A 13,425-nucleotide genomic window follows, 5' to 3' on the forward strand; every position below is an offset into this window, starting at 1 on the left:
ATTTAATAGAAAACCTCTATGTTCCGGCTTTTCAGTAAACTGAATTGCTGCTCGTATTTTATTTCCCTGTTTTCACCCAAGAACGGATTTCCGCGAAGGTAAAGCTTGTCCAGTTTTTTGATTTGTAGCAGCTGCTGCGGAAAATCCGGGAAGTTATTTCCCGACAGATCAAGTTCCTGTAATTTCGTAAAAGCGGTCAGCTGCTCGGGGAAATTTGTGAGCCAGTTATAGCCCAGATCCAGGATTTGAAGGTTCTGCATTTCTACCATTCGAGGAGGCAGCTTGCTCAGGTGATTGTGATGCGCGTAAAGAGTGTGCACTTTTTTCAGCTTGTAAATTTTCTCCGGCAATGCACCGAGATCGTTATGGGAAACCGCCAGATGCGTCAGTCTCCTGAGCTTACAAATGGTTTTAGGCAAGGTTTCGATCTTGTTATAATACAGATCGAGCACTTCCAGTTTCCTGAGTTTCTTCACCCCTTTTGGCAGCGAAGTAAGTTCTGCTTTGTACAAATTAAGATCCCTGACAGGTTTTGCTCTTCTGAAACTGGTGTTTGTTAAATTTGTGATCTGGTTACTGCCCAGCCAGAGCGTCTGCAATTTCTTACATTTTTTAACCGCCGGTGGAATATCGTCTATCTGGTTTTTCAGCAGGTTCAGCGAAATCAGTGTTTTGTTTTTTGTCAACTCAATAGCGTCGGTTTTCAATATATTTCCGCTCAGGTCAATCTGCTGCAATTTCGGCAGGCGGGCAAGGTTGATGTTCACATTTTCAATATCATTATCGGCCAGGAATAGCCTTTCCAGATTTGGAAAACGGTAAATAACGTCGGGCATGGAAGTGAGCAGCGCGCGGTTGAGTGAGAGTTCTTTCACCTTCAATGTGTCCCGCACCTCGATCGCCGCAGCAACGGATTTCACTACACTATCGCGCGGCGCAGACACTTCCCTAGTAGATTTTTGTGAAGGATTTATATAAGCAAATAAGCCAAGAATAGCCTTTTGGCCCAAAGTCCTTTTGGAAACAAGATCGGCGAGAAAAGGCTGTATACCTTCTTTGAAAATGACCGATAATGAATCGTTTCCTTCCACTTTGATCGGACCTTTTTGTTCCGGCTGAACCCGATAAAACTGATTTGAAAAAGAAAAAATGAAATAATCGACTTTGCCCTGCTCATTCACATAAGCGGAAGCTCTCACGTTCAGCTCCGGCTGCGCTTCATTTCCGAAAAGGCGCAAACAAACGTCATGAAAGCGTTTTTGAATACTGTATGGCGTTTCAACGGTTTGCTCGGTGTTCGCTTTGTACCGCGTTCCCAGATCAGCAGGGAGCGATTTGAAGGCCGGATCATATTGGTTGATTATAACCGGCTGAGCAATCAGGATTTGTCCACATGCTAGCAGCAGACACAGGAGAAAAGTTTTCATCGGCAGCGGAGTTAAGTGAGGTTTCAAATATAACTAAGTTATTAGTCATATTATTATACTTACTTATATACTAAATAAAATAAGTATCCTCACTTCCACCCTCTTACTTACTGCGCTCGATCGTAAACTGAACTAATTGCTCCATCGACCGGCGATGCGGAGAGTCGGCAAACTGACTTAAAATTACCTGGGCTTCTTCTACATACCGCTGCATTACTTCCTGCGCATAGCGCAATCCGCCGGAATTTTTGACGAAATCGATCACTTCTTTCACCTTCCTCGGCTTGTGACTTTCGTTGCGGATGATATTGATAATGCTCCGTTTTTCGAGCCACGACGATTTGTTCAATGCATAAATAAGTGGCAGAGTCATTTTCTTTTCCTTGATATCGATCCCAAGCGGTTTACCGATTTCCTCCTCGCCGTAGTCAAACAAATCGTCTTTAATCTGAAATGCCATTCCGACTTTTTCCCCGAAAGCGTGCATTTGCTTCACAATATCTTCACTCGCACCTACGGAACTCGCGCCTACTGCACAGCACGAAGCGATCAGTGACGCAGTTTTCTGACGGATGATCTGGTAGTAAACTTCTTCGTTGATATCGAGCCGCCGGGCCTTTTCTATTTGCAATAATTCTCCCTCGCTCAGCTCACGCACGGCGGTAGAAACGATTTTTAACAGGTCAAATTCTCCGTGATCCACAGAAAGCAGCAATCCCCTCGAAAGCAGGTAGTCACCAACGAGCACTGCGATCTTGTTCTTCCACAATGCATTGACAGAAAAAAAACTGCGGCGGTAGTTGGAATCGTCCACCACATCATCATGAACCAGCGTGGCAGTATGCAGCAATTCGATCAGCGCCCCGCCCCTGTAAGTCGATTCGGTAATATTGCCGCAGACTCCCGCAGACAGAAAAACGAACATCGGACGAAGCTGCTTACCTTTTCGCCTCACGATGTAGTTCATAATCTGATCAAGGAGCATTACATCGCTTTTCATAAATTGACGGAATTTGTGCTCGAAAGCCTTCATTTCGTCTGCAATAGGAAGCTGGATTTCCTTTATTGAAAGGGTCATATGCTTGAAAAAGGGACCATGTTCCCCTGGAAATTGAAAGGATGTTCAACGGACTTTCCAGACAGGCTGAAAGTCAAATTTACTCCCGAACACTAATCTTCAAATTTGGAATAAAATCTTCTGTTTATATCAATTTAAGTGTGAAAATGTTTAGAATTGGAGGGAAGGGAGGAAGGGAGGAAGGAGGAAAGGAGGAAGGAGGAAGGAGGAAAGGTGATAGGAAACACCGTCACTCATAAACTCTAAACTAATAAACTCATAAACTTAAATGAAAGCACTTGTCCTCGGGGGAGGTTCTATGAAGGGAGCGTTTCAGGTGGGCGTTATCCAGGCGGTATTGGAAAAGGGATTTGAACCGGATATGATCTACGGGATCTCGGTTGGCGCATTGAATACTACTTTTCTGGCCAATGAGGCGGGCAGGCAATTCAGCGAGAAGAATGCGGTAAACTGGTCTTTTGCAAGCCGGAAGCTGCTCGAATTCTGGATCAAGAATATCACACAGCCCCAGGATATCTCTACCCTGCGTTCCAGGGTTATGCTCGGAATGAATACCCTGATGAGCCGGTTTGACGGAATCGTGGATCCTGTTCCGCTGCATAATATGATCAGAAAGTACGTGAACAAGGATTTTCTTGAAAACACGCCTGTGAAAGTGAAAGTAGGCGCAGTGAATATAGACAGCGGGGAGATCAAATATGTATCGCCCAGCGACCGGCATTACCTTGACTTTGTCTTCGCAAGTTCGTCCATTCCGATGCTGATGCCGGCGGTAGAGATTGAGCAGCAGCTTTTTCTCGACGGCGGAATGCGGGAAGTAGCGCCCGTGCGGCAGGCAATTGAAGACGGCGCCACGGAAATCGTGCTCATCGCCTGTCATTCACCCCTATTGTACCAGCCGGAGGATATTAACTCAAGAAATTTAATCACGCTGATCGAAAGGGTAAGAGATATCACCGTCAACCAGATCGTGAACAGCAATATCGCCTGGGCCGAATCTTATGTGGACAGGTCTATTTTGCGGGGCAAGCAAATGAAACTGACCGTGATCCGCCCATTGACCCCATTGTTCCTGGATTTACAGCATTTCACTTCCGACGATATATCGAGATTGATCGTGGAAGGTTACCGCGCAGGTATGGAAGTACTTTTAAAAAAAGAGAAAATAGCTGAATAACAATTCCAGCAAAGGACTGAATACAAAAAGGCCGGGAGACAAACGCTGCTCCCGGCCTTTCTTATATTGTAATTCCTGATTTTAGAACAAATACCTAACACCTACCAACATGCTCCATGTAGTGGAAGTGGTCGTGTTATTACGGAAGATCTGGTCTGTCGGCAGAACCGTTTTTCCATCGATCTGAATCGTGTTCATCGTAAATACCGGTACACCATTTGCATCTACGCTTTTGCGGCGCAATGGCATATTAGCTCCTGTGATAAGCTCCTGGCGAACTCCCCATTTCGAGCTAAGCAGGTTACCAGCATTGATCACGTCCACACTCAGTTGCAATGTATTTTTAGTTTTGCCAATATTCGTGAAGATATCCTGCAAGAATTTGAAATCAACGCGGTTCAGCCAAGGCATTACACCACCGTTACGATCTGCATATCCGCCCCTTTTGCTTTTCAGGAACTCGTTGCTCTCGATATACTTATCAAAAGCTGCCCGCTGCTCCTCGGCTGTGAAAGTCACTCCGCCTACGGTATTGTTATCAAAAGTAAGCTCAGAAGCGCTGCGAGGCACATATAACATATCCGCACCGATCGCATCTCCGTTCAAGTCACCATTATAGGTGTACGAAAATCTGCCCTGGGTAACATTACCGTAGTTTCCAAGGTTAGATCCGTTGTAGAACAATGAAAACGTAGAAGCAAGGTGATTTGCATATTCAACCCGGTAAGACAATGTACCGATCACGCGGTTTGGCAGTGCATCCACAGAACTGAAAAGGCTCAGGTCATTCGGGTTGTTGATATTCGGCGTAGCACCCCAGGCCGAACTTGCATTAGATCCGCTGTTGTCTGTTGTTCCTTTGGCGGTAGTATGCGAGTAGAATACCGATCCGTAAAAGCCGCGGCGCGCAGCCATCGTCAAACCGATCGTAGCATTCACCGAGTAACCTTTTGAAGTATTGCTCAAAACACTCACAGAGTTTGCTCCGATTCTGCTGTTATACTGGTAAGAAGCCGTATTTGGGTAAAATTCACGATCGTCTCCGCTGTAATTCAAGCGCTGTGTAGCTGCTTTTCTGTTTGCACCAAATTGGTAAACAGCCTGAATATCTTTGGTATAGATCACATCTCCTGTCAAAGAAAATGGCGTTCCCGGGATTTTGTAATCCACACCGAAGCTTGATCTCCAAATTTGCGGCATCTTGAATTCAGGGTCAACCAGGGCCAATGTACTTGGCAGACCAGCTCTTGGGTTTTTGATAAATACATTCTCTGCGCTGGCAGGCGTATTGTTCAGCCAGTAATATTTCTCAGGCTGAAAACGAATATCCTTGATCCACGGCGCAGAAGCTGCATAGCTACCCGGCTCAACCACATTCTGGATCACACCCAGTCCGGTTGGCATATTGGTAAGCCAAACAAACGGCACGCGACCAGCGAAAATACCTGTACCTCCCCGGAAGATCAGTGACTTATCGCCTTTTGCATCCCATCTGAAACCAACACGCGGAGATAACATCACGCGCGTTTTAGGCCACGAACCTGTGTCGTAAGTACGCTCAGCGCCATTCAATCCCAATAATCTCAAAGTATCTACTGCCGAGTTTCTTGTCAGATCATTCAGGAATACCGGCATTTCAGCGCGAAGTCCCGCTGTAATGGTCAGTCTTTCGTTTACGTCAAATTTGTCTTGAATATAGATCGAAGGAAGACCGTATTTTACAGGAGCGTAAGGATCCTGTCCTTCGTAAGGGTAAGTCAATGCAAACTGCAAAGGAGCAATTTCACTCGGTGTACCAGTTGCCAGGAATTCCTCAACCGAAGCATAACGGTAATAAGAAGTACCGTTTCTCAGGTATCTGTTACCAAATTTCTGCATTTCAAAACTGATACCTCCCGTAAAAGTGTGCTTGCCTGTTACGTAGGTAAGGTTATTGATAAAGCTGAAATTATCATTCAAAACGTCGTTACCGTAAGTAAACAGCTCGTAACCTGCTGTAATGTAGTTCTGATAAGTAGTAGTAGCCGGGTCTCTCAGATTGTCTCCTGCAAAACCGATATCGATCATCGGGAACTCAGCACTTGGCGAACTGCGGGTCGCCTGAATGCGACTGTAAGTAGCAAGGAACTGGTTCGATAGTTTCGGGGTGATCTCGCTGTTCAATTCAGCTGTAATTGAGCGTACAATGTTTTTAGTTGAATACATTGTATTTGCAAATGCCATTGAAAGCGCGCTCACACGACCACTTTCGAAAGGTGTACGCGGGTTAGCACCTGAGTTTGCATTCACCAAAGAAGGAGCTGAACTCTCTACCTGATTATAGCGAACTGCCAATTTGTTCTTGTTATTAATGTTCCAGTCGATCCTGGCCAATATGCTCGTCGTTTTTTCGCTGTTGTCATTTGCATAACCCTCATAAGCGCCCGGATCGTAACCCCAGCGGTTGATCAGGTGATTGCGAACTGCTTCCAGGTCTGCTCTTGTTGTACGCGAGATATTCTGTGTCTGGTCAGCAATACCATTTTCCGACGGTCTCCACAAGTTCACTGCGCCTACACCTGAGCCTGTTTTCTTGATCTGCTCTGCATTCACGAAGAAAAACAATTTGTTTTTCACCAACGCACCACCTAATCTCAAACCGATCGTCTGGCTGGTCGCGTCTGGTCTGGTAATCTCACTTCCATCGACTTTCTTGCCCTGTAAATCCTGATTGTTGTAAAATCCGTAAGCAGAACCTGTCAGCTTGTTCGTTCCGCTGCGGGTTACCGCGTTAATACCTGCTCCTGAAAAACCGCTCTGACGAACGTCAAACGGTGCGATATTCACCTGAATTTCTTCGATCGCATCCAAAGACAGACCTCCGCCGCCCGGAAGCGGGTTATCATTCAAACCAAAACCATTATTGAAATTTGCTCCGTCAACCTGGAAGTTGTTATAACGACCGTCGCGGCCACCGAAGCTGTTACCGTTTGCCTGAGGTGTCAACCGTGTGAAATCACTGATGCTCCTGGATACGGTCGGTAAAGTTCTCAGCTGCTCGCTGTTCACCGAAGTCGCGGCGCCTGTTCTTTCCCCATTGAAAACCTGGCCTGCACCTGAAGTAACTACTACTTCCTGTAACTCGGTCCCGCCTTCTGTGAGTACGATATTGATATTGCTGGCTGTACCGAGTTCAGCAAAAATGTTGGATTTGCTTTGCTCCGAGAAGCCTACAAATGTAACGGTCACTTTATAAGGTCCCCCAATCCGGACCGATGGAAAACTGTACCTGCCTGCATCGGTGGTTACGGTACCATATTGCGTTCCCGACGGTTCGTGCACTGCTACCACCGTGGCTCCCGGGAGCGCTTCCCCTTTGGAGTCCGTGATCGTTCCGTTAATTGCGGAAGTAGTTACCTGCGCCTGTAGTTGCCCTCCGAGTAAAAACAATGAAGTAGCAACCAGTGCGGTAAACACTGCCCTGAAAAGTAAACTTTTCCTTCTCATAAACTTTGGTGATTAGGTTTGTACTATTAGTGGTTCACTTCTGGTGACAAGCACCATTAACTGCAAAATAATACCTTTTTAGATTGAGAAACAAAAATCAAAATCCTACTAAAATGCAATACTAATATACGTAACTACCTGATTTATTGGAATAATGAATTTTATTAAAGCAATAATTAAACATTTACCAAAACGCCGGTTATTATAATTTTATAACCTTTTCGAATGTCTGATAATCATTATCCACAGCCTAAAATGGGCTTTTTATGTAGAATTACCTTGTACGGACGTATAAGCCATAATTCAATATGTTAAGATTTTGTTAAGTTTTCAATACTTAGCGTGCCGAACGAAAGAAGCTCGGCAGAAAAGGCATTTGAAAAAAATATTCCAAAAATTTTCCTGCTGAACAATTGTAGCCTTCTTTTGTTACTATCTAGTACCACCACTTTTATTGAACTCAAAGAGCAAATGCAACTCAACTATAAAAAGATCGGAGATAGCGGGAAACCATTGCTGATTCTTCACGGCGTTTTTGGATTTCTGGACAACTGGCTCACGATCAGTAAAGCAATCGCAGATCACGGGTATCAGCTATATCTGGTAGACCAGCGAAACCACGGCCGCTCTCCGCACGAAGCGCCGCTCGATTTTCCTACACTTGCGAAAGATCTGGAAGGGTTTATCAAAGAGCACAATATCGAAAACCCGATCCTGCTCGGCCACTCAATGGGCGGAAAAACGGTGATGGAATATGCAGTTACTTACCCAGGTACTTTTGAAAAACTGGTTATTGTGGATATTGGCCCAAAGGGTTACCCTATTCATCACACCAAAATATTGGAAGGATTGAATGCAATTCCGATTGATCAGATCGAATCGCGGAATGAAGCTGATGAAATTCTGAGTCGGTATGAACCTATTCTGGCGGTGCGCCAATTTTTGCTAAAAAACCTTTACAGAAGCGATGAAGGCGGTTTTGCGTGGCGGTTTAACCTGCCGGTACTCACATCGGATATGCCGAAAGTGGGGGCAGAAATAAAGTCTGAAAAGCAGGTAGAGGCGCCGGCACTATTTATCCGCGGCGCCAATTCGCATTACATTCAGGATGAAGATATGGTGGGAATTAAAGAACTGTTTCCCCAGGCAAAGCTTGAAACGATCCAGGATGCGGGGCACTGGGTACAGGCCGAACAGCCGAAAGCTTTTGTGTCAGTACTGATGAATTTTCTCAACGAAACTATCTGACGAATTTCCTTCTGAAATTGTTGCAGGAAGAAATGATCATTTCGTCTTGATTGACCGTCAGTTCCCAGAGCGGGCAGAATGCGCAGTTAACCTTCGCACAGAAATCGTTTGCCGGTAATGCAAATTGTGGTTTGATATCGATGAGGCGGCCATTGATGAGGAGCGATTTGGGGGAACAGCACATGGGAAGTCCGTCTGCGTAAAGGATCACGCCGTCGCTGCGGAACATCAGCGTATCTGTCGCCGCGGCAGGCACTTTTTCCCATACATTCTTATTATCGATCGACACTCTTTCAACTTCGGTAAGGTACCATTTTCCGCCAAGAGAGTTGATCTCAGCCATGCTAGGCATGTAGTCGAAACTGTCTTTTTTACAGGAAATCAGAACGGATAAGAACAGGGTGATATATAAAAGCCTTCTCATTGTATTTAAGTTTGTATAGTTCTAATGATTCAAATACTGTTTGATTGGTTGGAAAGAAGCAACATTTACAAATCGCTATGACCGATTCCCCTATAAAACTTTTTATGATTCCCACGGTTCTGGCGGAAGGTACGCAGGAAGCGGTACTAAGTCCGCAGATCCTGCGGGTAATCGGCGAGCTTGATGTGTTTTTTGTCGAAAATACACGGACTGCCCGGCGTTTTATCAGCAGCCTCAAACTGGGAAAAGTAATAGATAACCTGACATTTATCGAGCTGACCAAAGATACACCGGAAAGTGAAACTGCCGGTGCGCTCAAAAGTTTGAAAACCAATGCAGGTATTATATCAGAAGCAGGCTGTCCCGGCGTGGCCGACCCGGGCGCAGTGGCAGTTCATATTGCACACCAGCTTGGTTTCCATGTTGTTCCGCTTGTGGGTCCCTCTTCTATTTTGCTTGCATTAATGGCCTCGGGAATGAGCGGGCAGTCTTTTGCATTTCACGGATATCTGCCGATTGACAAAGTTTTGCGAAAAAAGACGATCCAAACGCTGGAAAGGGAAGGCAGGCAGCGCCAGCAGACGCAGATTTTCATGGAAACGCCATTCAGAAATAACCAGTTGCTGGAAACGATATTGGAAGCCTGCATGCCAGATACCTTTCTTTGTATTGCCGCGGAAGTAACCGGGCCGGAAGAATTTATCAAAACAATGCCTGTCAAAAACTGGAAATCGAACAAACCGGACCTGCATAAACGACCTACTATTTTTTTAATAGGCTAGCCATTTGTTTCCAACCATCGCGCATGCATACCGCTCCATGGAGAAGCAATCGTTTCCTCAACATCAACAGCAATCGAAATTAAAATATGAAAAAATGGATCTCAGGCGCAGGACTTTTATTTGCATTGACCCTATGGGGATGCAGCGACGAAGGTCTGGACGCTATTTCAACGATCGATTCCAATTTTGAAACGGGTGTAGACGGCTGGGCTCCCGGCCTGGCGGAATTTGATACGAAAATTGACACTGCCAGTATTGCCTTTCGTTTTGGCCGCACGCGGCTCCCATTCGGTCTCGATACCTCGCAGTATGCATTTATGATGCAGAGCAATAACCGCAGTGACGATATGTTTATGTATCTGAAAAAGAAAGTTACCGGGTTTGAGCCTAATGAAACGTATTCAGTAGTTTTTGATATTGACCTGGGAACGAAGGCCCCGGAGGGCAGTATTGGAGCAGGCGGCTCAACTGCAAATGCGGTGTATGTAAAGGCTGGCGTAACACTGGTGGAGCCTATTACCCGGCTTCAAGGTATTAACTATGTATTCAATCTGGATAAAGGCATACAATCGCAAAGCGGTGTCGACGGAATTGTGTTGGGCGACGTTTCAAATGGGACTTCGGATACCACTTATGTTTTGGTAAACAGGAACAATACAGACAAACCATTTCTGATCAAAACGAATGCAAGCGGAGAGCTTTGGTTTTATGTGGGGACTGATTCGGGATTTGAGGGGCTCACGAGACTTTATTATAATAGAATTAGAATTACAGCCACGGAGCAAAACCTTAACTAGGAAAAGCTGCCAAAAGCCGCGCTGCAATCACATGCAGCGCGGCTTTTGTATTTACCAACATACAATTGGAGAAACGCGGCAAACGGGTTTGCAAAGTCTTTTGTAACTTCGCCGCTTATCAATATGTGACAAACCGACGAGTATGGTACAGGTAAAGAGCTTTGTTTTTAACCCGTTTTCTGAAAATACATATCTTATCCACGACGCGACAGGCGAGGCTGTGATCATCGATCCGGGTTGTTCGGATAAAGCCGAGCTGGCTGCTGTTGAGAGCTACGTGGAAGCCAATTCATTGAAACCGGTTTATGTGATCAATACTCACGCACATATCGACCATGTTTTGGGCATTGCGGCGCTGAAACGTAAATATGACATACCATTTGCATTGCATCAGCTCGACGAGCCGCTTTTGAAAGCAGTGAAAACTTACGCTTCCAACTATGGTTTTCACGGCTTCGATGAACCCGAAATTGATTCTTATTTAAAAGAAGGTGAAGTTTTTCAGTTTGGTGAAACAGCGCTTGAAATCATTTTTGTACCCGGCCACGCGCCCGGCCACGTTGCATTTGTAAACCATGCGCAGCGTTTTGTGATCGGCGGCGATGTATTGTTTCGGCTCAGTATCGGGAGAACCGATCTGCCGGGAGGAAACCATGCCACACTTTTAGAAAGTATACGCACAAAAATATTCACACTACCAGACGATTACACGGTTTACGCCGGTCACATGGAACCTACAACGGTGGGTTTTGAAAAGAAAAACAATCCTTTTTTCAGATAAACATACCTTACCCGCCGCCTCATGATCCGGAGAAATATACCCAATGCGCTCACTTGCGGAAACCTCCTCTGCGGCTGCGTCGGTGTGGTTGAAGCGTTTCACAATAACCTGATCATCTCATGCATGCTGATCGGCGTCGCATTGATTTTCGATTTTTTTGATGGATTTGTTGCAAGAATACTGAAAGTGAGCTCGGCAATAGGAAGAGACCTTGACTCACTTGCGGATATGGTCACCTTTGGACTACTCCCCTCCATTATTCTTTACCAGCTCCTCATGCAGAGCATTCCCGATCTGATGGGCATCTGGAAAGCTTACCCCGCATTTATAATCGCTATTTTTTCCGCGATTCGGCTTGCGAAATTCAACAACGATACCCGGCAAAGTGATTCGTTTATTGGCGTACCGACCCCAGCCAATGCAATGCTTATTGCCTCCCTGCCGGTTATACTGCTCACGGAAGATGCATTCTGGAAAGATATCATCATCAATACTACTAACCTGCTGATACTCGCGGTTGTAATGTCCTATTTGCTCGTGATGGAGCTGCCGCTTATTGCATTGAAATTCAAAAGTTTTGGGTGGAAGGGAAATGAGGCACGATTTGTTTTGATCATCACATCAGTCGTGCTGTTAGTGACTTTAAAAATATTGGCAGTACCCTTAATACTGATCGTCTACATTCTGCTATCCGTTTTTGAAAATGTGCGGAAGCGCAGTGGTGTGTGATCATTGCAATTGATATAAGAATTTAAACAAAATATGACATACTCGCGCATAACTGGCCTGGGTTACTACGTCCCTGAAAACGTGGTAACGAACGACGATCTTAGCAAGTGGATGGAAACTTCGGACGCCTGGATCCAGGAAAGAACGGGCATTCGCGAGCGCCGGTATTTTGAATATGGCAAGGATACCAATTACAGTATGGCCACAGCAGCCTCCCGCCAGGCTCTCGACCGTGCAGGACTGACCGCCAACGAGATCGACGTGATCGTGTATGCAACCATTACTCCCGACTATTTTTTCCCGGGCTCGGCCTTTTTAATGCAACGAGAGCTGGGAATGGATGGAAAACCGGTAATCGATATCAGGCAGCAATGCTCGGGCTTTGTCTATGCGCTTTCCATCGCTGACCAGTTTATCAAATCGGGTATGTATAAAAACGCGCTCGTAGTGGGTTCGGAAATACAATCCTCATGGATCGATAAAAGTACTGCAGGGCGGAACACAGCAGTCATTTTTGGAGACGGCGCCGGCGCGGCAGTCCTTACCGCAACGAACGATCCCCAACACTGTATATTATCTACACACCTGCACGCAGACGGGCGTTATGCAGAAGAACTTTACGTTCGCGATCCCGGCAGCAGCCGGCCCGACCGCCCTGTAACCAAGGAATTGCTGGAAGAAGGTGGATTTAATGTATTTATGAATGGAAATGCGGTATTCAAACACGCAATTGTGCGGTTTGGGGAGGTAATAGGAGAAGCGCTGCAGGCTAACGGATACACGGCGGCGGATTTGGACCTGCTGGTGCCACATCAGGCTAATATCCGGATCAGCGATTACGTGAGGCAGCAACTGGGCCTGAACGAGTCGCAGGTGATCAACAACCTGCAAAGGTTTGGAAATACAACAGCCGCTTCCATACCTATCGCATTGTCGGAGGCTTGGGAGGAAGGAAAGTTGAAGGAAGGCGACCTGCTTTGCCTGGCTGCGTTCGGAAGCGGGTTCACGTGGGCTTCGGCTCTGATTAAGTGGTAATTCTCAATATTGCCCTATTGAAAGCATTACCAGCGTACAACCCTCTATTGGTATGATATTTTTAGCCAACAAGATGTTTTTAAAATCAGGGTTCTCAGTACCGGGGTTGAAAATGACGCGTTTGGGATTTAAAGAGACAATGTAATCGTAATATTCAGGTTGGTGGCTGGGGTTGATATAAAGTGTTACGGTATCTACATCCTCCCAATTTGTTTTTTCAAGATGAATCTCTTCGCCCAGTGCAGACCCTTTTTTCCGGCCTACGAGTATGATCGGGTGACCGTAGTTCCTGAGTTTTTGAGCAGCCAGATAAGCATAGCGGGAAGGATTGGAAGTGGCACCTATAATCAGCGTACGTTTCATGGTATTTAGTTTTGATGAAAAACAGGAACGCGAAAAAATGCATTCCAGGACACCCCAAGAACACACAACAAGATGGATTTCGTTTCAAAGCCTATTAA

The 13,425-nt window shown here is 45.8% G+C and carries 12 protein-coding genes; 7 read left to right on the forward strand and 5 right to left on the reverse strand.

Annotation, left to right across the window (positions count from 1 at the left end):
• Positions 1-2: 2 nt before the first annotated feature.
• The gene (locus KOD92_RS10670) at positions 3-1,427 is read right to left on the reverse strand and encodes a leucine-rich repeat domain-containing protein (RefSeq protein ID WP_215233568.1); all 1,425 of its coding nucleotides are present in this window, start codon (positions 1,425-1,427) and stop codon (positions 3-5) included.
• 103 nt (positions 1,428-1,530) lie between these two features.
• Positions 1,531-2,505, reverse strand: coding sequence for a polyprenyl synthetase family protein (locus KOD92_RS10675; protein WP_215233569.1), 975 nt, complete (start codon positions 2,503-2,505; stop codon positions 1,531-1,533).
• Positions 2,506-2,773: 268 nt separating this feature from the next.
• Here KOD92_RS10675 and KOD92_RS10680 point away from each other — a divergent pair, with 268 nt between their 5' ends.
• Positions 2,774-3,682: a patatin-like phospholipase family protein gene (locus tag KOD92_RS10680; RefSeq protein WP_215233570.1), complete on the forward strand. Its 909-nt coding sequence runs from the start codon at positions 2,774-2,776 to the stop codon at positions 3,680-3,682.
• Between the two features lie 81 nt (positions 3,683-3,763).
• On the opposite strand, the gene KOD92_RS10685 is transcribed toward KOD92_RS10680, so the two are convergent.
• Positions 3,764-7,168, reverse strand: a complete 3,405-nt coding sequence (locus KOD92_RS10685) for a TonB-dependent receptor (RefSeq protein ID WP_215233571.1) — start codon at positions 7,166-7,168, stop codon at positions 3,764-3,766.
• 471 nt (positions 7,169-7,639) lie between these two features.
• Here KOD92_RS10685 and KOD92_RS10690 point away from each other — a divergent pair, with 471 nt between their 5' ends.
• On the forward strand, positions 7,640-8,416 hold the full coding sequence (locus KOD92_RS10690; protein ID WP_215233572.1) for an alpha/beta fold hydrolase: 777 nt from the start codon (positions 7,640-7,642) through the stop codon (positions 8,414-8,416).
• On the opposite strand, the gene KOD92_RS10695 is transcribed toward KOD92_RS10690, so the two are convergent.
• Positions 8,409-8,840, reverse strand: a complete 432-nt coding sequence (locus KOD92_RS10695; protein ID WP_215233573.1) for a hypothetical protein — start codon at positions 8,838-8,840, stop codon at positions 8,409-8,411. The two genes, KOD92_RS10690 and KOD92_RS10695, sit on opposite strands and share 8 nt — an antisense overlap.
• Positions 8,841-8,944: 104 nt before the next feature.
• Here KOD92_RS10695 and KOD92_RS10700 point away from each other — a divergent pair, with 104 nt between their 5' ends.
• From KOD92_RS10700 to KOD92_RS10720, 5 genes are all read left to right on the forward strand, one after another.
• Complete coding sequence (locus KOD92_RS10700) at positions 8,945-9,622, forward strand: SAM-dependent methyltransferase (RefSeq protein ID WP_406566166.1); 678 nt, start codon at positions 8,945-8,947, stop codon at positions 9,620-9,622.
• 86 nt (positions 9,623-9,708) lie between these two features.
• The gene (locus tag KOD92_RS10705) at positions 9,709-10,419 is read left to right on the forward strand and encodes a hypothetical protein (RefSeq protein WP_215233575.1); all 711 of its coding nucleotides are present in this window, start codon (positions 9,709-9,711) and stop codon (positions 10,417-10,419) included.
• Between the two features lie 142 nt (positions 10,420-10,561).
• The gene (locus KOD92_RS10710) at positions 10,562-11,200 is read left to right on the forward strand and encodes an MBL fold metallo-hydrolase (RefSeq protein WP_215233576.1); all 639 of its coding nucleotides are present in this window, start codon (positions 10,562-10,564) and stop codon (positions 11,198-11,200) included.
• Between the two features lie 21 nt (positions 11,201-11,221).
• Positions 11,222-11,929, forward strand: coding sequence for a CDP-diacylglycerol--serine O-phosphatidyltransferase (gene pssA, locus KOD92_RS10715; protein ID WP_215233577.1), 708 nt, complete (start codon positions 11,222-11,224; stop codon positions 11,927-11,929).
• Between the two features lie 33 nt (positions 11,930-11,962).
• Positions 11,963-12,964, forward strand: coding sequence for a 3-oxoacyl-ACP synthase III family protein (locus KOD92_RS10720; protein ID WP_215233578.1), 1,002 nt, complete (start codon positions 11,963-11,965; stop codon positions 12,962-12,964).
• Positions 12,965-12,967: 3 nt separating this feature from the next.
• Here the strand turns inward: KOD92_RS10720 and KOD92_RS10725 are convergent, their stop codons facing one another.
• The gene (locus KOD92_RS10725; RefSeq protein ID WP_215233579.1) at positions 12,968-13,327 is read right to left on the reverse strand and encodes a CoA-binding protein; all 360 of its coding nucleotides are present in this window, start codon (positions 13,325-13,327) and stop codon (positions 12,968-12,970) included.
• Positions 13,328-13,425: the final 98 nt, after the last annotated feature.

The organism is Dyadobacter linearis (assembly GCF_907165045.1).
GTDB classification, from domain to species: Bacteria; Bacteroidota; Bacteroidia; order Cytophagales; family Spirosomataceae; genus Dyadobacter; species Dyadobacter linearis.